We start from the raw sequence: 25,306 nt of genomic DNA on the forward strand, positions 1-25,306 counted from the left end.
AAAAATAACCCGGTGTACGCATCGCCAAAATTGTCCACCGGGGGATGAAATTAAATACATTAACTTAATCACATTTGTAAAAATATGAACTTTTTGCTACTTAGCACACCGCTATTTCCCAGAACATGGAAAAAAAATAGCCTTTTATTAGCACTTTCTTTCTCCTGTCTATTGACACAGGCGCAACAGGGTATCCTCCAGACCAAGGTCAGCATCCAGATCAAAAACCAAACAATAGCGCAGGCGCTAGAAAAAATTGAAGAAAAAACAGGCTGTTCTTTTATCTACAGCCCGAACCTGATCGACGCACAAAAGAAAGTATCGGTAAACCTGCAAAACGCACGTTTAGAAACAATTTTGCAGGAGATCCTGGGCGATGCTGTAAAACGCGTAGAGACCAATGGAAATCGCATTAATTTACAGCCTTCTTCTGGAAAAGGCAATCTGAACGGACAGGTACACAGCAGCGATGGTCACCCAGCTGGATATGTGAGCATCTCCCTTGCGGGCAGACAAGTCCAGGCCGATGAAAACGGTAAATTTTCGTTCAGTAATATAGAAGCCGGCAGCTATACCGTAGAAGCAAAATATGTTGGCTTGCTGACCCAAAAGCAACAGGTACATATTGAAGCAAATAAAACATCTACAGTCAACCTTGTGCTCTATGAAGATGCTACAGCACTACAGGAAGTAGTGGTCAACGGCGAACGTAAAAACCGGTTTGCAAATAAAGAGACCCCTTTCGTAGCCCGTATGCCACTGCGCAATTTGGAGAACCCGCAGGTCTATCAGGTGGTAACACAGCAGTTAATGAAAGAACAAGTTTCTTATACGATTGCCGAAGCCATGCGGAATGCAGGTGGTACTGTACCTGTGATCAATCCTTCTGGCGGACTCAGTGCCCATTTAAGAGGATTTAGTACAGGAATTAATGCCCGCAACGGTATGGAGTCCACTTCGGACCGATCTGCGATGGATCTAGCCAATGTAGAACGCATAGAAGTACTTAAAGGTCCATCAGGAACACTATTTGGAGCCTCTGTATCTTCATTTGGTGGCGTAGTCAATCTCGTTACGAAAAAACCAATTGAAGCAAAACGTACGGAAGTAAACTACACCACGGGGAGCTATGACTTAAACCGTTTATCCATAGATCTCAATACGCCGTTAAAGGCCGACAAAAGTGTACTATTTCGTTTGAATACCGCTATCCATAAAGAAAGAAGTTACCTCTCGGATGCTTTTAACAATACCTTTTTAATCGCACCCAGTTTAAGCTATCAGGTCAATGAGAAGCTGACCCTAAACTTAGATGCCGAATACCTAAAGGTACACAATACACAGCCCAATAATTTTGTTATCCGGGCCAAAGATGTACTTCAACCTAAAGATCTGAAGTTGGATTACCGCAAAAGCTTGTATTATAGTGATGCCGATGTACAAAATAGCGCTTCTAGGATCTTTGCTGAAGCAAAATATAAAATATCGGATAAGTTCCAGTCCACCACCGTGTTCTCGTACGTTTCGGAAAATGTGGATCACAGCTATCAGCGTGTCGTGCTCGTCAGTTCTCCTACAGAGGTCACTAGAGCCGCATCCATATATAAGGATGTCTATAATGGATACGCAAATATTCAGCAAAATATCAATGGCGAATTTAACACAGGAAGTATCAAACATAAATTGCTGGTCGGAGCCAATTATAGAACCCTCAGCAGCAGTTTCCTTTTCGGAGATATACAGCTATTCGACAAAGTAGATGTGACCCAAAAATTCACGCCCCTGTTGAGACAGGAAATCGATAAAAATGCCGAATTTGCACCTTACCCCACTCCTTCGCAACAAACGCTCAGTGCATATGTATCCGATATGATCACCATCGTGCCACGTCTTTCGACTATGCTTTCACTACGTGTTGATCATTTCAATCGGAACAAAGTGGAAGATGAAGAAGGATTCAAACAAACATCATTAGCGCCTAAATTAGGATTGGTGTACCAGATTCTTCCCGAGCGTATTTCTGCATTTGCCAATTATATGAGTGGTTTCCAAAATGTTGCCCCTGTCATCCAGCCAGATGGAAATCGATTTGTCATAGATCCAATATTTGCCAATCAAGCAGAGGGTGGAATAAAATCGGAGCTTTTTCATAAAAAATTAAGTCTGACGGCCAGCTATTATTATATCAAGATTGATAATGCCACCCGTGTCAATGCGGACATGTTTACCGAACAGGATGGAAAACAGGTGAGCAAAGGTGCAGAACTGGAGGTCATTGCCAACCCCATCGCAGGACTGAATATCAACGGAAGTTATGCCTATAATGATAATCGCATCATCAAAGCTTCTGATGTTGCTGTTGAAGGAAACAAGGCAGAATTTGCGCCTGAAAATGTCGCCAGTTTTTGGGCTTCTTATACTTTCCAAGAAAAAGTAAAAGGTCTCGGTATCGGTGCCGGAGTCAACTATGTTGATAAAATGTACCGCGCTTCGACAAATACCTTTTTTATTCCCAGCTATACGCTGGCCAATGCCACTGTGTTTTATAACAAACAAGCTTGGGGAATTCAATTGAAAGCGAACAATATCTTTAATAAAAAATATTGGGACAGCTGGGGCAATTTGCAGGCACCATCCAGTGTGGCGGCAAACCTTTCCTATCGTTTCTAAAAATTGTATAGCAACGAGCAGACCGCTTTTAGCGAGCGGTCTGCTTGATTAGATTGTAAATTGTGCTAAAGAAAATATTACATCAAACACACCTTTGGATGGGTTTACTCTCATCACTTATCGTCTTTATACTGGGCATAACCGGTTGTATATTGGCATTTGTTGATGAAATCAAACCCGTAGTTTATAAAAGTCATTTTTACGTGGAGTCCACGAGTCCAGATCATGAGCGTCAGTCATTTTCAACCTTATTGGACCACGCAGAACAGCATTGGGGTGCTGAAAAACAGGTCTCGGCCGTAGAAATTGAAAACAATCCACAACGGACCTGGCATTTTAGGGCATATAAAGAAGATGATAACGATGGAATCTGGTACTGGAACGAGAAAAAATACTATGAGTCTCTATTCATCAACCCCTATACCGCAGCAAACGTATACAGTGAAAACGCTGAATTTGAATTTTTTAGGGTGATACTCTACCTCCACTGGTCATTGCTGTTTAAAAATGACATTGGCCAACCCATTGTAGGCACTGCAACGCTATTTTTTGTGCTCTTACTATTAACAGGTCTATATCTGTGGTGGCCAAAAAACAAAAAAGCAAGACGTGTTCGGTTTTGGTTTCGCTGGAAAAATAAAACCGGCATAAAACGGAAAAATTACGATCTGCATAATATTCTAGGATTCTATTCCTTCACGATCGCTTTAATTCTGGGATTGACCGGTATGATCTGGGCCTTTCCCTGGTTTGATGAGTCGGTACAGCAAGTACTCAATAAAATCGAAAATAAGGCTCCGGAAACAGTTCTGGCGAAACCTATTCAGTCACAGGCTCATTTGAATACAAATCTTTCGGTCTACGATAACATTCTGAACGAAGTACAGGTAACTTATCCCGATGCACATGCCTATTACTTTTATTTCCCACAGAAGGAAGAAGCACCGTTAAACGTATATATCCGCTATGAAAAAAGCTATGCCTCTATCATCCGACAATACGATGTAAAGAAAGGTTATCTGCAAAAAACAATCGATTTTTCAAGTAAAAATTACGGTGAAAAAATGCGGGCCTTAAATTACGATATCCACTTAGGAAGTATTCTGGGAATCCCGGGAAAGATGCTGGTATTTTTGGCTTCTTTGATTGCCGCCAGCCTACCTGTCACCGGTTTCTACATCTGGTACAATCGACGTAAAAAGAAAAAAAAGAAAGCGTAAATAAAGCTTAGGAACCCGTTCATTTTCTTAATGCTAAAAAGGCTTATCCGATCACAGATAAGCCTTTTTAGCAATCAATCCCTTCAGTTTCATTCTGATAGAAATATCTGCAAGCAAATATCTTATAAAAAGCAAATAAACACTACTTTCAATAATAAAAATAGACAGAATTACTCCCGTCTCTATTTTTCATCATTAATTCGTTAATGCTACATAATGGTGAAGCATCTTAGGGTTTTCGGCTTCGGTAATTAAAAATTGTGCGACATCAGCTCGCGATATTTTCCGAACTTTCATTCCTTTCTTAAGGTTGGGTAATACACGATAAGATGAAGTCAACTCTCCGTCCGTCAGCATTCCTGGTCGTACGATTTCCCATTTTATAGCACTCCCTGTGATCAAATCTTCCATGATGGTTTTATTGTTATACTGATCATTAAGAAACAATGAAATGACTGTGTGCATAAAGAAACTTAAATAACCTTTACTCTCTCCGGCCCCAAAGCCCGTGATGACCAAAACAGGCGAAGAAAAGTTCATATCAGCTGTAACGCTTATAAGTGCTTTGGCTACATCAGAAAAAAGAGTCGTTGCCTTTTTATTCTTTGTTCCAACAGTTATAAGGACGGCATCAGTATTTTTAATTGTATTTTTCAAATCCTCAGACACTGTTGCACTTCCTTTTATCTTAATGAAATTGGGATGCGTAGCGAGCTGATCCGTATTTGTCGATAATGCCGTTACCATATGTCCTTTTTCAACAGCCTGTTTAACCGCATGTAAGCCAATTCCCGCCCCTGCCGCTATTATTCCTATATTCATTTTATTTTAATGATTTTATTTCAAGATATTTTTCGGTGATACTTTTCCTTGCTACCAATAGGCTTTCGCTCCCCCATTGCCAGTTCCTGTCCTTCTGCTATCATATTTTCATAATCGGTAGCAATCACCTCAGCGCTGACATCGCCATCCACAATAGCACATATAGCTAGATAATGTTTCTTAACAAGATCATCACCGCTTATCCCTTCTTTTGCCATTAAGGTAGGATTGGTCGTTACACCGTCCAAAACCCCGAAGTCCTGGGCTTCCTGAATATCGTTCAGATTGGCTGTATCAATAAAAAATTTCATTTATTAAATTTAAGTTTAGTAGTTTATGGTTTGGTCTGCAAATGAGCCTTTCAGAATCTCTAATTGCAAAACAAAACTATACTATTAGCCTCTTAAAAAATGAAACAGATCTTAAAAAGAAGGGTAAAAATGTTCAAAGCATAGCACTAAAGTAGATCTGTAGGCTGTTTAATCGTCTTTTCCGTAGAAAAATAGTTAAATACACAAAGGATAAGTAAAAAATTATAAACCAAAAAAGGAGACCCTATAAAGAATCTCCTTTTTAATCACTTTTTCCTCCATCTCCCCAACAGCCGGCTAGTCACTCCCTTGTCCCGTTACTCCGTCAATATGTTACGTCTTAACTATGTCACTTTTTCAATATGTCACTACATTACAGCCGAAGGCATACTACTATGTACACAGCCATCCCTGCGCAAATACTTATTCTAAAAGAGAATTGATATCAACAAAAAAAGGTGTCCAAAGGCACCTTTTTTAATATTAACTCAGTAAAACTTTATTTCAATTTTTCGACTTGCTCCGGAGTCAGAGATAAAATATCACATATCATCGCTACATCAAAACCACTATTCAACATTTTAGTAGCTGATTCGAACTTTTCCATTTCAGCTTTCGCTTTTTCTACTTCAGCTTTCTCCCTTTCAGCTTCAGCAAGAGCTTCCAATTTCTTGATGCGTACCGCCGCTAATCCACGTTCTTGCTCCTGTCCTTCTCGCTTAGCCTTATCCAATAAATATTCACGTGTACCCATTGTTGTGATCCTTCCTAATTTTGTATCGATTTCTTGTTCAAATTTAATAAAAATTTCTTTATCTTCAAAACTAACATAATAAGCCAGGAAATCATAAATACCCTGACGTGTAGTCTTTTCCATATCCCTTTTCATCATTTGATCGTAAAGATCATGTTTAATATCTTTAAGTTCTTCGTCGGTCACATTATTATTAATTATAGCCAAAAATGCCGTTAATACCACAACAGCAAATGGATTCGGATTAGACCGTAAATCTTCCTCATTTTGACTTAGAATCTTATAGTAATTGAATTCATACCGTAAAGTCGTTCCTAAAAAACTTTGTTCATACAACTTTGGCTTATAATGTTTATTCTCATCAGTCAATATCGCTATGGCACAAACTGGCACTTGATATCGATCAGTGATTTTATAATAATATTCAAACATCCGTTTTTCCAAATCATTATTACCCTTATTGGACTGCACTTCAATATGACAAAAGATAAATTGCTCACCTCCACCTTTCATATAGACTTTTACTAACTTATCGACAAATCTTTTACCTTTATTACTCTTTTCTGGCGGAAATAAGGTCTCAAACTCTTTGTCGAGATATTCAAAAGGTTTATTCAAGTCAAATAACAATTCAGCTTCGGGAAACATAAATCGGAGGAAATCTGCAAAAGTCTGCTCCAGTATCGATTTCCACAAGGGATCATCAACACGTCTTAATTTGTACTTTACCATAACTCATAGTCAACTGATTAACAACAGCTAATATAATGATAAATTACTAACAATACTAAATATAATAGTTTTTAATCCCAACTAATTTAGTACACGATGACTAACCACTTCACTCTGTCACTTCTTAACAAATATTTATTCTAAAAAATATAACTTACAACATAATATCCAATACTTTGAAAATATATACGCTTATCCCATAACAGATAAGCCTATATATTTTCAATTATTAACGAAAATACTAAAGTCTGTCTCGGTTCGGGAGACACGGTCACTTCTTGAGAAAATTCAAATCCATTCCATTTTGAAAAAGGATCAATTTGTAAATTTGGTTTTTCATGTTTTTTCAAACTTCAATGTGGCATCGATTCCATTATAGAAGAACTCGAGTTCACTTCATTTAAGTATTAAAACAGCAACAACTAAGCTAATTTCAACATTGTTGTTATATACAAAAAACTACAGCAGCAAGACCACCGACCAATGACATTACGATTTCCGGTAAAAATCCAGCCTTCCGCAGTATCACCAGAATAGATGAACGGCTAGGGGCAAACTTTTTGGATACAACCTTCCGTGATTTGAACACTTTTGATCATGTTTTTCATCATAATTTTGTTTTAAATTAAAAATAATAGACTATGAGCAACATGAAAGAAGTAAAATTGGGCAGTCAAGGACTTACCATACCACCGATTGGTCTTGGCTGTATGGGCATGACAACAGGTTTCGGAGGGGACATCTACGGAAAAGCAGATGAAAAAGAAGCGATTGCTACTATCCATCGTTCATTGGAGCTGGGTGGCAATTTTTTAGATACAGCAGATATATATGGTCCTTTTCTCAACGAACAGTTAATAGCAAAAGCGATCAAAGGTAATAGAGAAAAATACATCATAGCTTCAAAATTCGGATTCGAAATTGACGACAACGGACAAGCAACTGGCTCATTCAATGGCAGTAAAAATTACATAAAAAAAGCCGTAGAACGTTCCCTGAAAAATCTGGGTACCGATTATATTGATATGTATTACCAGCATCGATTGGATACCAGTACACCAATTGAAGAGACCGTAGCAGCGATGGGCGAATTGGTAAAAGAAGGAAAAATAAAATATATCGGTCTTTCGGAAGTAAATTCTGAAACCATCAAAAGAGCACATCAGATTCACCCACTTACAGCAGTACAGTCCGAATACTCCTTGTTTGAAAGACAAATTGAAGAACTGGGCATTCTGGATACACTGAAAGAATTAGGCATCAGCTTAATTGCCTATTCTCCAGTAGGGCGTGGATTTTTAAACGGAACAATACAAAAACCAGAAGATTTTAACGAAAATGATTTCCGAAGATTTATACCAAAATATCAAGGTGAGCAGTTTTTCAAAAATGTAGAATTGGTAAATGAAATTAAGAAAGTGGCGGTCGAAAAAAATATCACTTCTGCACAATTGGCTATTGCTTGGGTTATTGCTAAAGGTCATACGCCAATTCCAGGGACAAAACGCGTAAAATATGTAGAAGAGAATATAGCAGCAGCGCGCATTTCTTTGACGCAAGACGATCTGAGCCGTTTGGAAAGTATTATTCCTTTGGGTACAGAAACAGGAGCAAGATACGATGCTGAAAGTATGAAAGGCGTTAATTTGTAACAGGTTAAACAGTGGATAAATTAACGTTTATCCACTGTTTTTTTTATAAATTTATAAAATGAAAAATAATAAAACTTATTTTCTAAACACGGTTTCAGAACTTCATCATTTCTTAAACATCAAAAAACCAGCACATCCTTTAGTAAGTGTGGTGAATCTTGATGAGATCAATTCTTGTGTTGCTGAAGAAATGTTAACGATTGTCTATAATTTCTACACGATTTATCTGAAAAAGAATTTTGACGGCAAAGTAAAATATGGTCAGCAATATTATGATTATGATGATGGGATAATGACCTTTTTTGCACCCAAACAACTATTTTCGATTGAACAAAACAGTTCATCAACTGTGGAAGGTTGGATGATTGTTTTTCATCCCGATTTTATTCAAAGTTATGCTTTAGCAAAACGTATTAAAGAATACGGTTTTTTCGCATATGCCAACAATGAAGCATTGCATCTCTCGGACAAAGAAGAGTCCGTAATCTCAGGATTGATGCTAAATCTTCAACAGGAAATTGAAGCCATGATAGACAACTACACACAAGATGTTGTTGTTTCTCATATTGATTTGTTGCTGAATTATTGCAACCGGTTTTACAACCGTCAGTTTATTACACGTAAAAAAGCGTCAAATGATTTATTCTTAAAATTTGAGGATTTATTAAATGCATATTATCAACATGATGATTTAAGTGTATCAGGGCTGCCTTCCGTTCAGTACTTCGCCGAACGGCTATCGGTATCATCAAACTATCTCAATGATATGCTGAAAAATTTGACAGGGCAAACTACACAGCAACATATTCAAAACCAGCTCTTGGAAAAAGCCAAAGAACTATTGTCAACAACGGAATTATCTGTAAGTGAAATTGCTTATCAGTTAGGTTTTGAATATCCCCAATCATTCAGTAAACTATTCAAAAAGAAAACCGAAAGATCACCTTTAGAATTTAGACAGTCATTTAATTGACCAAAAATTGCGTTGACAAACTAAAAATCGTTGTCAATCTACCGTGGTAGTCTACAGATAAATTTTGAATTTGAGAACATAGATCTGTTATGTTCTTAAATTTTCACCCACTATCAAAAAAAATGTCATTGATCTATATCAATACATCTATCGTAGATTAATCTTTTAAAGTCTTAGCGGCAACTTAACCAATTGATATTTTGACAGGATTAGATACCTCGTTTATTTCAACTTCTTCACAACAAAAATTGATACTATCATTTTCATAATCCTCAATCTGAAAATTAATTTTCTCCAAACCATTATCCGAAATATCCAAGATATCGAAACCTGAAATCAGCTGCAATCCTGCACTACTAAAATCAAGTTTGAAACTTGATATATTCTCGAATATTATTGATACTTCGAAAAAATCTTCTGAAGTATTTGGCCATCCATCTACACTTTCTCTTAGTTGGCAATAAAAAACCATTACTACATTTTGAATTGACCATTCAAGAGATTTTACAAATGCTATATCTGAAGGCTTCCAAGTACTATAAATACTTGTAATATTTTCTACGTTTTTTATTCTTTTCATTTTCCAAAAAAATTAAATACTGATTCTTTTCCAAAACTCGACATCGGACCATATTGATATTGATGCAAATGAGGAATACTATGGTTTAATGGTCTCATATGATCAGAAAAATCAACTCTGTATATCTGCCGACCATAGTTATCATAGATAACTCTTGAACTTTCCATACATCCTGTGCGTCCACTTTGTCTTAACCAATCCAATCTTGAAGTACCTGGCGTAACTTTCTTTGGAGCATAACTCTCCCAATATTTTGCGTATCTGGTAGCTTCTCCAGCTTCCATCATTGCCCCCAATCCCCCCTTAGCTGCTGAAGTCATAACATTAGCTTCTTTTGCAATAGGTCCGATGGCTGATGCCACAGTCATTATGACCTCCTCCCAAAAAACTGGACATTTTAAAAGTATAGAATTTGGACCAGAATTACTAATTTTAAATAGGAGGAAAAACGATGAAAAGATCGAAGTTTACCGAGGCACAGATTGCTTTTGCTATCAAGCAGTCCGAGACCGGGATCCGAGTGGAGGAAGTATGTCGCAAGCTGGGTATCAGCGAGGCAACATTCTACAATTGAAAGAAGAAATACGGTGGTTTAGGGGTTTCTGAACTACGAAAGTTACGTCAGTTAGAAGAGGAGACCGCACAACTTAAGAAACTTGTTGCAGATCTGAGCTTGGATAAGCAGATGTTACAGGATGTATTAAAAAAACTAAGCGTAGCAAAGTCCAATTCTAGCTGTAGGAAAAATTGGTTACTTACAATCTGGTCACGACAACCTTGCCTTTTGCACGACCACTTTCTACATAAGTCAGTGCATCATTGGTGCTGTCGAATGTGAAAATTTGATCTATAACAGCTTTTATCTGATTAGCTTCAATCAATTTGGTAATTTCGGCTAATTGTTGGCCGTTTGCGCGCATAAATAGAAAAGTGTAGTCAATTTTCAGCTTGTTTGCTTTTTTTTCTATGCCCCTACTCAATAAACTTATTATTAATTTCATATACCAGGCTAAACCCAGATCTTGAGCAAAATCTACAGTAGGTGGACCCGAGATTGATATAATTTTTCCTCCTGGTTTTAAAATACCGAAGCATTTCTCCAATGTTTTGGTATCCTGACTATGCAATACAACATCATAATCACTGAGTATATCTTCAAATTTTTCAGTTTTATAATCAATCAAAAGATCTGCGCCTAGCGACTGTAATAAATCAAAACTTTTTTTACTTGCAGTGGTCGCCACCGTTGCACCCAAATATTTAGCCAATTGAATAGCAATCGTTCCTACTCCACCCGATCCGGCCTGAATAAATACTTTTTGACCTTTTTTAATCTGAGCAATTTCAACAAGAGCCTGCCAGGCGGTTAAACCGACGAGTGGTATGGAAGCGGCCTCTTCCATCGTCATATTCGTCGGTTTTAAAGCAATATCATTTTCATCTATTGCAACATATTCTGCAAAACCACCAATACTAAAATCGGGAAGCCTAGAATAGATTTCATCGCCGACCTGAAAGTTTTTCACTTTTGAGCCAACCTGCACGATAACACCTGCCACATCGTGACCTAGAATAAGAGGCATTTTATAGGGTAATAATAATTTGAAATCGCCATGTCTTAACTTAGCATCCAATTGATTGATACTGGCAGCATAGATTTCAACCAATACTTCATGCTCTTTAATCTTGGGTGCCGGAACTTCAACAAGTCCTAACTTATCCGTTTTACTATAGCGGTTAATGCGAAATGCTTTCATTGATCAGGATTTTAATAAGGGATTTATTTTCTTCGGGTTAACAAGATTAAAAGTTAGTTTAGGGAAGATACGGTTTAAAATATAAACCAATTTGGAAGAGCCCACTCGAATGTGAAAGCGGTCTTTCTCTAATCCAGCAACTAAAGCTTTTACCAGTTCTTCGGGACTTAATTTAGGATCATTTCTATCTACAGTCATTGCTGTAGCAACAAGTGGGGGTACAAGCTCGAATACTTTCACATGGCTTTTTAAAATTCCAAGATGTGCACGTAGAGCTGTTGTATAAAATGCAAGCGCAGTCTTCGATGATGAGTAAGTTGCCTCAAGCAAAGAAGGTACATAACTCAACAGGGATGTGGTATTGATAATCGCAGTTTCAGGTCTTGATTTCATCATATCAAGAAAAAGATTATTCAAACGAATAACGCCTAAATAATTGATATTCATCTCATAGGCAGCTCCTTGCAAATGTTTTACATCTGAAATCCCGAGATTAGAAGGTTCGACTCCAACTCCGGCATTATTATATAAAATATCTATTCCACCGAGTTTTTCGATTTCCTTAAAGAGTAACTGTGCTTCTTCCTCAGAAGCGACATCACTTTTAATCGGAATGACACCGGGGTACATTGCTTTTGCTGCGTCCAATTTAGCTTGATTTCGTCCTGTAATAATGACATGAACACCTTTTTCTAAAAATTGTTTTGCGGCCTCCAGCCCTATTCCAGATGTTCCCCCTGTTATTAGTATTGTTTTTCCTTTTAGTTCCATAATTGATATAAATTGCTTAAAGTGGTTCTTCATTCGTTAACAAAATGAAAACCCGTAGTAAAAACCTGCTGTTCTGGATTTACATCCGACGGAGCCAACGGTTTTTTACCCTGATGAAGATCAGGATGCGAGTATGCTCCAGTGTGCCAGAGCTGGGCAAAGATGACTCCGTTTTCAGCATGTACTGCTTCCGTGGTCAATTTCCAGCCTGCGATCTGCTCTTGCGTATAAATTCCAGGAACATGTATAACACCTACCGCCTCAGGACTGATAAATGTACCTTCGGTAATGATCAGTCCAGCAGAAGCACGCTGTTTGTAATACAGCGCAGTCAACGCTGTTGCTTTATTTTCGGGATTATCAGAACGGCTTCTGGTCATCGGAGCCATCACTATCCGGTTCCGCAATTGTAATCCATTTATATGGTAAGAATTAAATATTACACTGTTTTCCATGGTATTAATAATTTAAAATCGTAAATTTGCTTGCATTTTGCAAGTACAAATATAAAATTCAACTTGCAAAACGCAAGTGTTTTTTTAAAAAAATACATTATTATGAAAAATAGATCGCAATGCCCTATCAGTTGTTCATTAGATATTTTAGGAGATAAATGGTCCTTATTGCTCATCCGGGATTTAATGCGCTTGAAACAATGCACCTACAGCGACTTTTTAAAATCTGGCGAGAAGATAGCGACCAATATCTTAGCTTCAAGATTATTAATGCTGGAAGAAAATGGACTGATCAGTAAACTGGATCATCCGGAAAGCAAAGCAAAAGTTTTATACACCCTTACTAAGAAGGGTATCGATTTACTCCCCATATTGATTGAGATGCAATTATGGGTAGACAAATATTACACGGTACCCAAAGAACAGAAAGAGATCATTAAAGCTGTTAAGAAAGATAAAGCGGGTTTTATAAAAGAACAAAAGAAAGTATTATCGGATGGAATTAAGGTAGAGCACTGATATTATAAAAGTTAAGATGACAAGCAGGAGATCAATTCACCTATGAGATCTTTCGTACAGTTACGCAAAGTTCAGTTATTCTTAAAATAAGTAACAGCAATTCTGTTAAAACTTTTAAGCAAAAAGGACATACAAAAAAAGTATGTCCCTTTATTATATAGCTTCACAAAAGCCTATTTCAATTTTTCGACTTGCTCCGGAGTCAGAGATAAAATATCACAAATCATCGCTATATCAAAACCACTATTCAACATTTTAGTAGCTGATTCGAACTTTTCTACTTCAGCTTTCTCCCTTTCAGCCTCAGCAAGAGCTTCCAATTTCTTGATGCGTACCGCCGCTAATCCACGTTCTTGCTCCTGTCCTTCTCGCTTAGCCTTATCCAATAAATATTCACGTGTACCCATTGTCGTGCTACTTCCTAATTTTATTTCTATTTCTTGTTCAAACTTAGCAAAAACTTCTTGGTTTTCAAAACTAACATAATATACCAAAAAATCATCAATACCCTGACGCGTAGACTTTTCCATATCTATTTTCATCATCTGGTCATAAAGATCATGCTTAATATCCTTAAGCTCCTCATCCGTTGCATTATTATTAATTATCGCTAAAAATGCCGTGAGTACAACAACTGGAAATGGATTCATATTTGATCGTAAATCTTGCTCCTTTTGACTTATTATCTTATAATAATTGAATTCATATCTTAAAGTTGTTCCTAAAAAGCTTTGTCCCTACATCATGGGATTATAATTCTTATTATCATCAGTCAATATTGCAATTGCGCAAACTGGTATATGATATCGATCAGCTATACATATCACTGGCTTCCAAATCCAATGATCCTAATTATAATGTTGAGTCATACAATTTGTACTCTTTATTTAATTGATCAACAATTGGGGCCTTTGTCTCTTTCCTTCTTTGCGTTAATAAGTCCAACAGGTCTTTCGTTATCTCAGGATAATCCTTAGCTAGATTATTTTTTTCGCCAATATCATTTTTTAAATTATACAGTTGCAAAGAATTGTCTTCAAAATAATGATGCAGTTTCCAGTCCCCTTTACGGATTACCTCACCAGGGCGGGTACGAAAAATGGGATCATTGGTCTCTTTATTGCCACCTTCTAAATAAATAGGGAAATACCAATATAGTGCTCTTTCAGCTAGTTGTCGTTCCTTCTTTTCAGTAAGAAGATAGTCCAGTAAACTTTTGCCATCTAATTTAGGAGTCTTCGTGACACCGGCCAACTGCAGGAGTGTAGGGTAAAAATCTAGATTAGTTACAGGCAAATCAGACTGTTTACCAGCCGGTACTTTACCTTTCCATATGATTGCAGTAGGGACGCGTATACCTCCCTCAAAGTAACTGCCCTTACCTGCACGTAACGGATGTTGAAATGTCACATTGTTTAACCCACCATTGTCCGAAGTGAAAATAATGAATGTATTTTCAAAAAGATCTTTTTTCTTCAAAGCATCGATAAGCCTGCCGATATTACGATCTTCATTGTTAATCATCGTAGCATAAGCTTTATTAGACTGCCCATTCCAAGGTTCTTTTCCTTCAAATTTGTACATCAAACTGTCAATCTTCTGTATAGGAGTATGTACCGCATAAGAAGCGTAGTAAAGAAAAAAGGGTTTGTTTTCCTCACTAGCATTCACAAAATCAATAGTTTTGTCCATAATTAAATCCGTGAGGTGTTCATTGTCTAATCCAGTGAGTTTAACATTTCCGTATGGCGGAAAATAACTTGTCGGATGACCATTTTCTGCACCACCGATATTCACGTCAAAACCATAAAGCAAAGGGTCATTACTTAAATGCCATTTTCCTGCCATACAGGTTGTGTATCCATTTTCTTGCAACGACTGGGGCAACGTTTTGAACCGTGGAGAGAGCACTTCAATATTTTTCACAGGCACCAATTTCCGATCTGCACTTTTACCCCGCTCCGAGGTACCAACTGTATAAATACCATGCCTAGGTGTTTCCAGCCCGCTCATAAGACAAGCTCTGCTGGGAGCACAATTAGATGCTGCGGCATAAGCATTCGTGAAAATCATACCTTGTGAAGCTAACTGGTCTATAATAGGAGTTTCATAAAATCTAGAACCCATAAAACCGACATCGCGCCATCCTAGGTCATCGATATTGATAATAATTATATTGGGTCGCTTATGCTGTGCATAACAAAAATTAATCCCCAGAAATAATAATATCAGGTTTAAAAATTTCAAAATTGTTATCATATATCTTCCATTTTCTTCATTTCGTACTCCTTTAATACTTACTTCTTGAGAAATTCAAGTTCCTGTCCGTTTTGAAAAAGTGTCAATTTGTAAATTTTGCTTTCCTTTCTCTCAAATTTCAATCTTGCATCGATTACGGTATAGAACAGCTCTATATCACTTTTTGGCATTACCTCAACGGCTGGCTGGTCACCAAGTTGGGCAAATATTCGCCCTTCTTTATCTGCTGTAATCGTATATAAAAGTTCTGGGGAATCGGTATAGCTATATTGACCAGTAATTTCACGCACCTGATATTCCATCAATGATATTTTATGTTCAATATCTTGTGGAGCTACAACAGGTACTGCTCTATTATTTAAAATAGCATTGATCGCAGTCATTAAAGGAAGAACACCTATGAAGTTCCATTTATTGACCAAAACAGCGACAAATCGCTCAGATTTTGGTTCACGCACAAGGATAGACTGATAGCCTGGCCAATTTCCGGTATGATAATGCATTTTGTTAGCATCTGTGCTGTCTATAAACATCCAACCATATCCGACATACCCGCCCATATCACTAAAATTTGGCTTACCATCATTGAGATAACCGACCAGCAGGGCTTGTTGAAACTGTTGTTTGGGCAATACTGTTTCATTATTTAGCGCTTTGTGCCATTTTAAAAGATCTTGCGCAGTACTACTGATCCCATATGGACCCGATATACCGTCCATATAAGTCGTAAACTGACTAGAATTAGAAGATAGTTGATCAATAGAAATATATTTATCAGTTTGATAATCATAACCTAAACCCTGCGCATAATTTTGTAAATCTGCACCTGGAGATCTAGAAGAAAACACCGAAGTATTTTTCATTCTTGAAGGTCCAAATATAAACTTTTGCATGTATGCCTTGAAGCTCATATTAGAAACGCGTTCTACAATTAGAGCAAGGAGTACGTAATTTGTATTTGAATAAGAAAATTGATTTCCGGCATCAAATTCTGTACTATCCAATTTATTTTCTAGAATTGATAATACATCGTCATTAGTATTGATTTTAGAACGATCAAACCAACTTTGGTCCCAACGGATGAAGTCCGAAATACCCGATGAATGTCTCAACAGATGATCTATAGTGACATTTTTAAATTTCAACCGTGGAAAATATTTCTGAATGTCATCTTTAAACGATAATTTCCCTTGATGCTGCAGCTGCATAATGGCTATAGCCGTAAATTGCTTACTTACAGAAGCTAATTCAAACCGGGTAGGCTGGTGGATTTTCCTCTTTTTTTGGGAATCTTCATATCCGAAATATCTTTCGTATACCACTTTACTGCTATCCATTACGAGCACCGCTCCACTTAGTTCACCGTCTTGATTAATAGTATTAAACAAAGAATCCAATCGAAGATGTGCTGATTGCGCTCTTAACGTAATGCATAAGATCATTAAAAATAAGAAGGTTACTATTTTTTTCAATTTCATTTTGAGTTAGGTTTATCGTGTCTAAATCTATCAAATTAAGTTGAAGAAACTTAATATTGGCAACAGATAGATCCATTAGATTTTAATTTGTTCATAAAATGGAAATTAAAGAAAGCCGTTTTAGCAGATATGCTTATCCATAAAACAGCTTTCTCCTTAAACTTATTTACAAACATGTTTTATTTAAGATTACCGCCTTTTCCTCATTCTTCCCAGCAATCCGCTCATCGTTCAACTCACTACTGCCGACCACCGCCTTCAATGCGGTAGTATGACATCACCGAACGAAAAAATCGAATAGATGGAACAGAGCATCCCCCCTAAAGTAACGGCAAAGGCGTCGAGTATCATCCCTTAACAACCAAAAACAATTACTGCGAAACTAAATCTTATTTAAACTTTTCAACTGCAACAGGTCATCATATACACTAAAGCTGTACCAGTTTAAAACCTTTACTTCGAATATTAATAATTTTCACTTGTGGATCTTTCTCCAAAAATTTCCGAAGCTTGCTGATGAAAACATCCATACTTCGGCTATTAAAATAACTGTCGTCTCCCCAGATATGGTCCAAAGCTATTTTGCGATCCAATATCAGATTCTGATGGTCGAGCAACATTTTCAGAAGCTGAGCTTCTTTATAAGAAAGTGTCTGCGACTCTCCCTCCCAGGTTAAACTCAGGTCTGTGAAATTAAAGACATACTTGCCAATCTGGTAATTTTCGACGGCACTCCATTTTGAGGTTCCTTCAAAATTAACCCTGCTAATCAGTGCATTCATTCGGATGATCAATTCTTCCATGCTGAATGGTTTTTTGATATAATCGTTTGCCCCTACCGCAAATCCACTTGCAAGATCGCCAATAGCTGATCTTGCAGTAAGAAAAATGATGGGAATTTGCAGGTCAAGATCCCGAATTTCTTTTCCTAAGGTAAAACCATCCTTATGTGGCATCATAACGTCGAACACACAGATATCAGGCTTTTCCATACGAAAAGCGGAATAAGCTTTTAGTCCATCGGTCGTCCAGATCACATCAAAATCGCGCAATTCCAATGCCTCTTTTATAAGTTTACCTATCATAGGCTCGTCTTCTGCCAAGAGTACTTTTACTTTCTTCATATCAAACAGGTAAATAGAACATCTAATGACAGCATCATAGTGTTCCAGAGGGGAAGTTCAACATTTTTTTTCATATACAAAGAGTGATATCTAAACATTTATTCACATCGGCACCAATGGAAATAGGTCTATTAAAATTTATCGACTTAACACTAAATAACAACAATTAACAAAGCTTAACAAAGCATTCTCCGATTAACAATCCTTAACAAAGGAAAAAAAAACGAGCTAGAAAACCACGTTAGTTTTGTCGCATCAACAAATATAAAAATAATGAAAACATATCTATTTCTATCAAAGTTAATTTTCGTTCTGGTAACGTTAATCCTTAATGCTGCATTTGCACAAGTGCAAGAAAATCAAAAGAAAGTACTAGGAAGCCAAGTGAAAATGTATATCAAATATGATCTGGAACATATGGCCGACAGTCTCAAAAAAGATGTTCCCATCAAACGATCTATGTATTTATACATTGGCGCTGAAGGTTCATATTTCACACCTTTAGAAATAAATCGCTCCAAAGAACTTGGAGGGGTTCCTTTCGGAATGGATGAAACAGATCAATCTGACGCTATTGTTCAATTGTTTACAGATTTTGAGAACCCAAGTCAACCGTTTATTGTTGCATTTATTGGTAAACCGTTTAAAGTATATCCAAAATCTAATCCAGCTATCGATTGGAAGATTGGAACAGAAGAAAAAAGCATTGGTGGTTACCTGTGCCATAAGGCTGTTGGACAATTTGGGGGACGAACTTATGAAGCCTGGTTCACCGAAGAGATCCCTTATTCCGTAGGTCCATGGAAATTAAATGGTCTTCCTGGTGCTATACTTGAAGCGGCTGATACGAAGAAAGAAGTACAATTTTTCTATGCCGGTCTGGATGTGGTGAAAGACAAATTAATGCTATTTGAAAAAAAGAGTTTGCCGGAGCTCACCTATGAAAAATATAAAAAATCGTTAGAGAATAGCAAATTAGATAAAGTGGGGTCCATGCTCGCTAATCTACCACCTGATGCAAAAGTTGAATTCAAAACCGAGGATGGAAGATCCATTTCTCAAGAAGAAGCAGAGATGATGATGAAGGGTGTAAAAAACGATTTGAAAAAATTCAACTTAAATAACCCTGCTGACTTAACCAGCAAATAAGATATGAAAACAATCCTTCTATTTGCATTAGCAGTATTATTACCAACAATCTTACTAGCGCAACAAAAGTTGGAGGGGATAGTCTTAAATTCAGACAAGATTCCAGTACCCTATGCGACAGTGCAGATTGGCGCTGAAGATAAAATCTTCCATACGGTGAGGACCAGTCAAGCTGGAGTATTTGAAATCAATCTATCCGAGGAGCAGGTAAAAGACGCCAAATGGATTGAAGTACGGCATATTGCTTATGATATTTTAAGAAAGGAATATCCCGTACCGGTCAAAAGAATGGATTTTGAACTTATCAAAAAGACAGCACGTATCGCTGAGGTAGAAGTTAAAAGTAAACCTAGGGCAATTGCTAGAGCGGGTGATACAACCCGCTACGCTGTCAATCAGTTTGTCTCCGCAGAAGACCGCAATATTGGCGATGTTTTAAAACGGATGCCCGGTGTGGAAGTAGATGATAACGGAGTCGTCAAACATAACGGTAAAACAGTTAGCCGGATGTATGTCGACGGAGATCAGCTTTTTCAAAATGGGTATGGTGTGGGGACGAGAACCATACAGCCCAAATTAGTCAAGGATGTTGAGGTGATCCAAAATCATGAACATAAGAAAGTAAAACAGGGAGTCAGTAATTCGGAAGATGTTGCTTTAAATTTAGTTCTGCATGAGGACGCTAAAATGAGCTGGTCTGGAGAGGCGACAGTAGGTATCGCCGCACCCTTAGATGCTTTTGTCAATACCAATGCCCTTAGTTTTAAGAAAAAATATAAAACGATCAACACCCTGCAGTATAATTCAATTGGTGAAGGTATTGCTCAGGACGTAGATAAAATAAATTCATATAACCTGATTGAACCTATTGCGGCAACAGCACCCTCCGTCCCGGAAAATAGGTATTACAATAATAATTCTTTTGCTTTCAATACAAATCAGTTTTACAAATGGAACGATAACTGGTCTGTGGTGTTCAATGCTAATATATGGGCCGATAAAGAAAAATTATACAGCAATGAATCTCAAACCTATTTCCTTCAGGATGGAAATGTCACGTACAATAATTATTTCAATAGCACTAAAAAACCCTTTTATGGTAGATCCACTTTAGCGATAGAAGGCAATTGTGATAAATTTTTCTTTAAAAACACCCTCGATTATAAAAGTCAAAATCAAACCCATCATTCCTGGTTATTGGACAATAATGAACAGCGATTTGATCAATTTGGCAAAGATCGGATGCATATTATTTCGGAAGCATTTGAGTATGTCCCTCGAATGAAAAATAAAGATTTATTGTCTTTAAAAGGTAGCTTTTTGAGCAAATGGCATGATGACGACCTGCAAATAACTCCAGGCGTATTGGATGTACAACTGAACAATGGTTTACCTTATCAGCGTGTTCGACAGCAGGTTTCTTTACCCGCTTTGGAAGGAACTCTTGGACTGCAGTATACACGCAATGTGTCCCGCTTAAAAAGAAGCTATTTTATCAATACGCGCATTCAAAGACAAGAACTGAATTCAGAACTGAATTTGATGACCGATAATAGCTGGAATAATCATGCAGCCTTTCCAAATAATCAGTTATATTGGAATGAAAAGAATCTTTCTACGGGAATCATCTTAGAATGGAAAAACAAAGATTTTATAATTTCTGGCGCTTTACCCCTATCGTGGAATATATGGGATATCACGAATACACATATGGCTATGCCGCAAAAAACTAATAAACTATTGTTCAATCCTTCCATGTCATTGCAGGCCTATCTACCAAATCGGGATTATTTCCTGTTAACAGCAAAGTTTAATCAGAATAATTCTGATCTAAATCAAGCTTTTCAAAATCCAATATTGGTTAATTTTAGAGAGATAGAAAGCTATGCCGCACCATTATACTTTACCAAGAACGCAACTTATGCCCTTAAATATAGTATCGAGCGACCAATAGAATTTTTCTATGCGAACTTTACACTTGTACATGCACGTACGAGTAGCGATTATCTTCTAGGTCGTACAATTACGCCGCAAGGCATTGTGAGTGAACTTAGGACTTTTGATAATCAACAATTAAATAACAGTCTCGTAATTGGTCTATCCCAGAGTTTATTGAAAAGTGGATTATTCTTAGGATTTAATACATCCATCAATCAGAGTCAGTACAGTCAATTGCTCAATAATAACATCGCAAATGCTACAGCGTGGAATTTTATGATCAATCCCAAAGTTGAATACAAGGGTCTTCCAAAGTCGACGATAGCATATCAGTATATGTATCGAAAATCGTTAAATACTTTAGCCGAAAACACAAATAAGCTCGCCAATCACATCCATAAATTGAGTGCACTTCATCGACTTAATGATATTCTTTTCCTGAAAGCAGCTTGGAGTTATGAAAGCAGCAGATCAAGCTCATTTGCCACTGTAGCAAATGGCTTTTTGGATGCTTCTCTCCGATTGAAACCACTCAAAAGCAAACATAATTTCGAGCTTAATTTCAATAATATATTGAATAAATGTACATTTCGCAGCAATGTACTCACAGCTTATCAACAAAATTCACAAGAATTTCCATTGAGAGGCATGCAGGCTGTTTTAAAATATAGTTTTATATTTTAACATCCTCTATGAATTCTTCTGTGCTGTATTTACAAAGGCATAGTAATCACAAAAGTCGTCCCTTGATTGGGACGGCTATTGACGCTAATTTTACCACCGTGTAATTCTACTATTTTCTTGACATACGAGAGACCTAATCCAAAACCTTTAATATTGTGCATATTGCCTGTAGGAACCCGAAAGAAATTATCAAATATTTTATCTTGAAATTCCTTTGGAATTCCGAGGCCATTATCTTTAAATAGCAATTGAAAATTCTTTTCTGTTACGATTAGATCCACATGGATCTGAGGTGGACCGACACTGTACTTGATACTGTTATCAAATAAGTTATATAGAATATTTTCAAGATGTACTTTATCAATCGAGACTGGTGGAAAATCTAGCCTAATTTCACCAATATGTAATTCACCTTTATTTTCCTCCAATTGTGGCTGAACCTGTGATGCGAATTTTGCTAGAATAGTGGGGATAGAAGCCTGTTCCTTTTCTATGATGTAGGGCTTCTCCTGCGCTAACCGAAGTACAGTTTCAATCATATTAGTAACTCGAGATAATTCTCCATTACATATTGCGAGATATTCCTCTAATTTTACAGCATCGTTCTTAATGCCAAAATTTCGAATCATTTCTATCGCTAGCGTTACTGTCGCAATAGGAGTTTTAAATTCATGGGTCATATTGGAAATAAAATCATTTTTTATTTCTGACATTTGTTTCTCCCGGTTAAAGGACCGGATTAAAGATAGTGTGGCATAGAAAAGAAATCCTAAGATCAATAAAGACATACCCAGTAGCCATTTCATATTGATCAGATTGCCAATAAGATGTGAAGACACAACAACATGGGCAACATTATTTTCATTTACATTACTTTTTACATCTAGAAGATGATTGGTTTTATTAATGGTATCCTTACCAACAGCATGGGCTGGGATAATAGCGGTTTCAAATTTATTTTGCAGGAGATACTTATCGAAATTTTTTTGAATAGTAGAGTCTAGAACATCTTTCATCTGATCTTCTGTCATCTTTTTGAGCACCATTCCATTATCCGTTATATTGATTTTAACAGCTGATGTATCAATGATCTTTTTTGATTGTGTGCCCGATAAATTTTTCAGTACAGTGACTCGAGATAAGTCTTTAATCGGAATACCCAGTTGCTTTAGTTTTGATGAATCGATTTGAGCATTGAGGTTTTCAAATTCTTGAGTAAGCACTGCTTTACAATCAGTACAATTTTCTTTATCAGATTTTACAACTTTTACATCTGTTTTTACCTGTAATCCTTTTTCGTCTTTAATTTTTTTATCGTTCAGAACCTCTCCTATCAGTTTCAAAAATTTAAATTTTGACGATGACAGATCAGTGTCCTCTAAATTAAAGTTATCTTTAAGACGCACGACATCTATGGCATCATCTATCGCACGTTGCACTAATCTTTTCTCTTCCTGCTGGTTCAGTTTAAAGGAATTATTGAGCCAAAATATCTGCATACCAATAACAGCAATCGTACTTATTAACAGTAACGGTATGATAATTTGAGGTTTCTTATTTACGATCATATGGCAAAGAATTCTCCACAATAATAAAAAAAAGTTATCGATATACCGTACTGATTAACACCACATAACAACTATTAACAAAGCTTAACAATCTTCACCGGAATTAATAATGAATGCGAAGAGAGCCTGACCACCGTATTTCTTCATTCAATTGCAGCGTTTGGTTTCACTTACCCCTATCGTTTGAAGCCATTACAGCGATGTTAATTTATGGCCTTTTGGAAGAGAAAACAGGTATCTTTGACAATAAATTTCTAGATTTAATGAGACCTTAAGTTCTATTTACACAACAACCCATATCAAAGGGCAACACGCTATTGATGTCACTTCTGCACCTATCTCGTCACCACTTCACTTCATAGCTCATCGTAGTTCGAGCAACAGAATTTCAATTCCAAACACAGTTTCAAGTTAAAAATTAAACTGGGTTTACTATGTTACAATACCAGTTACCCAATCGCCCCAGCATTTAAATACAATGAATTAATCTCTACCTGTTGCTTTTACCACTTTAAAAGCGGAAATAATCAAAAATGCGGAACCGATACCTAAAGAGTTTTCTTGCCATTAAAAAGCTACAGACCATTTAGAGGTCTAATGAAATTAGTTCGACAATTTCATTTCTGGAATTACTAATTATTATGGAGGAGTTATCCTGCCACTTCCAATCTAGATTATAAATAATATCGGCAGCATACGGTCTTAACTCCCAAATTAATAATCTTTTTAGCTCATTTTTTTTAGAAAATATCACACAATACACTTTACAAGATTTTAATTCCCATTCACACCATAATCCTATTTTAAATTTTCTGTCAGGAGAACTTTTAAATTTATTTTTTATAAAAAAATAATAATTAAGATTTTGGGCAAGACATCTATTATAGGCTTCTTTAATTTCATCTATATTCCACTTTTCAATCGATGCAATCTGTTGCATGCCATCACCAACTAGATTAAGTAAAAGAAGTTTCTTTTCCTTATCCGCTAGTTTAAAATATTCCTTTATATCAATTTCGATGTCTGTATATGCTATCGATCCAATTTTTTTAATTTCTCCCTTTGGAAAAATTGAATCTTGATCATAAACTTGAATATTACATTTCTGAATTGACTTATTATCAGTCAATTTAAGATTTGACAAGAATTGCTCAGCAATAGCCCAAGCCTCAATATTAAATTCTCTAGTTCTTTCTTGATCAAATCGTGCTATTATACTTATTTGATTTAATTTCATATTACATTAACTGTTGAGATGGCCTTGGTATTATTTGATTAACTGGTGCTCTTCTGTATATTTCTTTAAATAAGTCCACTTTATGCTGGTGATTTACACTGAGGGACACAATATAATACCACACTTCAACTTCCTTTAATCACAAGAACTTCATCTAATATAAAAAAAGTAATATCAAATTTGAAAACAAGATATTCTTCTCTTTTTACATTATAATAAGAAATTTCACACTCTTTGTTATTAAAGCCCATATAAAAAAATGATCTGGGTTCTCTTAATTTCGGTTTTATAGTATTGATATCTAAAATTTAATATGCAAATAAAACAGAGATTAAGGTCAATATTGCATTAGTACCTTCTAAATTTTTTACGAATCTTTATAAAACCATATAAACCAATAAATATCCAATATACAGAAATGACAAAAAAATCAAATTTGATTATAATACAACTTATCCAAAGCTTAATATAGTGTAATTCAAGTTGTAAAAACCATTAAGTATAATCTATAACCTACTAATATTTAACAATATAATGGAAAATATAATGCATAAAATATGGAGTAATTACATTCAAGTATTTAACATATTAGTACTAGTTTGTTTGATATCTACTATCATTAAAACTTTTATTAATAATGCTTCCGCATCAGG

20 protein-coding genes and 2 pseudogenes are annotated in these 25,306 nt (G+C 36.4%); 8 read left to right on the plus strand and 14 right to left on the minus strand.

The window, feature by feature from the left end:
- The first annotated feature begins 84 nt into the window (after nt 1-84).
- The gene (locus EDF66_RS03130; protein WP_132840493.1) at nt 85-2,670 is read left to right on the plus strand and encodes a TonB-dependent receptor; all 2,586 of its coding nucleotides are present in this window, start codon (nt 85-87) and stop codon (nt 2,668-2,670) included.
- A 62-nt stretch (nt 2,671-2,732) separates the two neighbouring features.
- Nucleotides 2,733-3,890 carry a PepSY-associated TM helix domain-containing protein gene (locus EDF66_RS03135; protein ID WP_207898411.1) on the plus strand — a complete coding sequence of 386 codons (1,158 nt, stop codon included), beginning with the start codon at nt 2,733-2,735 and terminating at the stop codon, nt 3,888-3,890.
- Between the two features lie 195 nt (nt 3,891-4,085).
- Here the strand turns inward: EDF66_RS03135 and EDF66_RS03140 are convergent, their stop codons facing one another.
- The 3 genes and pseudogenes from EDF66_RS03140 to EDF66_RS03150 form a co-directional block, all read right to left on the minus strand.
- Complete coding sequence (locus EDF66_RS03140) at nt 4,086-4,712, minus strand: NAD(P)-dependent oxidoreductase (RefSeq protein WP_132840496.1); 627 nt, start codon at nt 4,710-4,712, stop codon at nt 4,086-4,088.
- 77 nt (nt 4,713-4,789) lie between these two features.
- Nucleotides 4,790-5,023: pseudogene (locus tag EDF66_RS03145) on the minus strand (transaldolase family protein); the annotation flags it as partial.
- A 499-nt stretch (nt 5,024-5,522) separates the two neighbouring features.
- Nucleotides 5,523-6,509, minus strand: coding sequence for a hypothetical protein (locus tag EDF66_RS03150; protein ID WP_132840498.1), 987 nt, complete (start codon nt 6,507-6,509; stop codon nt 5,523-5,525).
- A 641-nt stretch (nt 6,510-7,150) separates the two neighbouring features.
- Here EDF66_RS03150 and EDF66_RS03155 point away from each other — a divergent pair.
- Both EDF66_RS03155 and EDF66_RS03160 read left to right on the plus strand, forming a co-directional pair.
- Nucleotides 7,151-8,161 carry an aldo/keto reductase gene (locus tag EDF66_RS03155; RefSeq protein ID WP_132840499.1) on the plus strand — a complete coding sequence of 337 codons (1,011 nt, stop codon included), beginning with the start codon at nt 7,151-7,153 and terminating at the stop codon, nt 8,159-8,161.
- Between the two features lie 58 nt (nt 8,162-8,219).
- On the plus strand, nt 8,220-9,134 hold the full coding sequence (locus EDF66_RS03160) for a helix-turn-helix domain-containing protein (protein WP_132840501.1): 915 nt from the start codon (nt 8,220-8,222) through the stop codon (nt 9,132-9,134).
- Nucleotides 9,135-9,318: 184 nt separating this feature from the next.
- Here the strand turns inward: EDF66_RS03160 and EDF66_RS03165 are convergent, their stop codons facing one another.
- Together EDF66_RS03165 and EDF66_RS03170 are read right to left on the minus strand one after the other, a co-directional pair.
- Nucleotides 9,319-9,714, minus strand: a complete 396-nt coding sequence (locus EDF66_RS03165; protein ID WP_132840503.1) for a hypothetical protein — start codon at nt 9,712-9,714, stop codon at nt 9,319-9,321.
- Nucleotides 9,711-10,076 (minus strand): hypothetical protein, encoded by a 366-nt coding sequence (locus tag EDF66_RS03170; RefSeq protein WP_165902343.1) that lies wholly within the window; start codon nt 10,074-10,076, stop codon nt 9,711-9,713. The genes EDF66_RS03165 and EDF66_RS03170 overlap by 4 nt, the downstream gene beginning before the upstream one ends.
- Nucleotides 10,077-10,165: 89 nt before the next feature.
- Here EDF66_RS03170 and EDF66_RS03175 point away from each other — a divergent pair.
- Nucleotides 10,166-10,423, plus strand: a pseudogene (locus EDF66_RS03175) (transposase); the annotation flags it as partial.
- Nucleotides 10,424-10,469: 46 nt separating this feature from the next.
- Here EDF66_RS03175 and EDF66_RS03180 read toward each other — a convergent pair.
- The 3 genes from EDF66_RS03180 to EDF66_RS03190 are packed head-to-tail and all read right to left on the minus strand — an operon-like array spanning nt 10,470 to nt 12,697.
- Complete coding sequence (locus EDF66_RS03180) at nt 10,470-11,471, minus strand: NADP-dependent oxidoreductase (RefSeq protein ID WP_132840507.1); 1,002 nt, start codon at nt 11,469-11,471, stop codon at nt 10,470-10,472.
- A 3-nt stretch (nt 11,472-11,474) separates the two neighbouring features.
- Nucleotides 11,475-12,242 (minus strand): SDR family oxidoreductase, encoded by a 768-nt coding sequence (locus EDF66_RS03185; protein WP_132840627.1) that lies wholly within the window; start codon nt 12,240-12,242, stop codon nt 11,475-11,477.
- Between the two features lie 29 nt (nt 12,243-12,271).
- Complete coding sequence (locus tag EDF66_RS03190; protein ID WP_132840509.1) at nt 12,272-12,697, minus strand: NADH:flavin oxidoreductase; 426 nt, start codon at nt 12,695-12,697, stop codon at nt 12,272-12,274.
- A gap of 102 nt (nt 12,698-12,799) precedes the next feature.
- Here EDF66_RS03190 and EDF66_RS03195 point away from each other — a divergent pair, with 102 nt between their 5' ends.
- Nucleotides 12,800-13,216 carry a winged helix-turn-helix transcriptional regulator gene (locus EDF66_RS03195; protein ID WP_132840511.1) on the plus strand — a complete coding sequence of 139 codons (417 nt, stop codon included), beginning with the start codon at nt 12,800-12,802 and terminating at the stop codon, nt 13,214-13,216.
- Between the two features lie 173 nt (nt 13,217-13,389).
- Here EDF66_RS03195 and EDF66_RS03200 read toward each other — a convergent pair whose 3' ends face one another.
- The 4 genes from EDF66_RS03200 to EDF66_RS03215 all read right to left on the minus strand — a co-directional run bounded on the left by EDF66_RS03200 (nt 13,390) and on the right by EDF66_RS03215 (nt 18,077).
- The gene (locus EDF66_RS03200) at nt 13,390-13,866 is read right to left on the minus strand and encodes a hypothetical protein (RefSeq protein ID WP_132840512.1); all 477 of its coding nucleotides are present in this window, start codon (nt 13,864-13,866) and stop codon (nt 13,390-13,392) included.
- A gap of 202 nt (nt 13,867-14,068) precedes the next feature.
- Nucleotides 14,069-15,475 (minus strand): sulfatase, encoded by a 1,407-nt coding sequence (locus EDF66_RS03205; RefSeq protein ID WP_132840514.1) that lies wholly within the window; start codon nt 15,473-15,475, stop codon nt 14,069-14,071.
- 38 nt (nt 15,476-15,513) lie between these two features.
- A complete protein-coding gene (locus EDF66_RS03210; RefSeq protein ID WP_132840516.1) occupies nt 15,514-16,953 on the minus strand; it encodes a serine hydrolase domain-containing protein in 1,440 nt (479 codons plus the stop codon).
- A gap of 428 nt (nt 16,954-17,381) precedes the next feature.
- Nucleotides 17,382-18,077, minus strand: coding sequence for a response regulator transcription factor (locus EDF66_RS03215; protein WP_132840517.1), 696 nt, complete (start codon nt 18,075-18,077; stop codon nt 17,382-17,384).
- A 273-nt stretch (nt 18,078-18,350) separates the two neighbouring features.
- On the opposite strand from EDF66_RS03215, the gene EDF66_RS03220 reads away from it, so the two are divergent.
- The gene (locus EDF66_RS03220; protein ID WP_132840519.1) at nt 18,351-19,226 is read left to right on the plus strand and encodes a GLPGLI family protein; all 876 of its coding nucleotides are present in this window, start codon (nt 18,351-18,353) and stop codon (nt 19,224-19,226) included.
- Nucleotides 19,227-19,229: 3 nt separating this feature from the next.
- Nucleotides 19,230-21,848: a Plug domain-containing protein gene (locus tag EDF66_RS03225; protein ID WP_132840520.1), complete on the plus strand. Its 2,619-nt coding sequence runs from the start codon at nt 19,230-19,232 to the stop codon at nt 21,846-21,848.
- A gap of 29 nt (nt 21,849-21,877) precedes the next feature.
- Here EDF66_RS03225 and EDF66_RS03230 read toward each other — a convergent pair whose 3' ends face one another.
- Nucleotides 21,878-23,416 carry a sensor histidine kinase gene (locus EDF66_RS03230; protein WP_132840522.1) on the minus strand — a complete coding sequence of 513 codons (1,539 nt, stop codon included), beginning with the start codon at nt 23,414-23,416 and terminating at the stop codon, nt 21,878-21,880.
- Between the two features lie 586 nt (nt 23,417-24,002).
- Nucleotides 24,003-24,653: a hypothetical protein gene (locus EDF66_RS03235; RefSeq protein WP_132840524.1), complete on the minus strand. Its 651-nt coding sequence runs from the start codon at nt 24,651-24,653 to the stop codon at nt 24,003-24,005.
- Nucleotides 24,654-25,306: the final 653 nt, after the last annotated feature.

Source organism: Sphingobacterium sp. JUb20, assembly GCF_004342035.1.
Taxonomy (GTDB): domain Bacteria; phylum Bacteroidota; class Bacteroidia; order Sphingobacteriales; family Sphingobacteriaceae; genus Sphingobacterium; species Sphingobacterium anhuiense.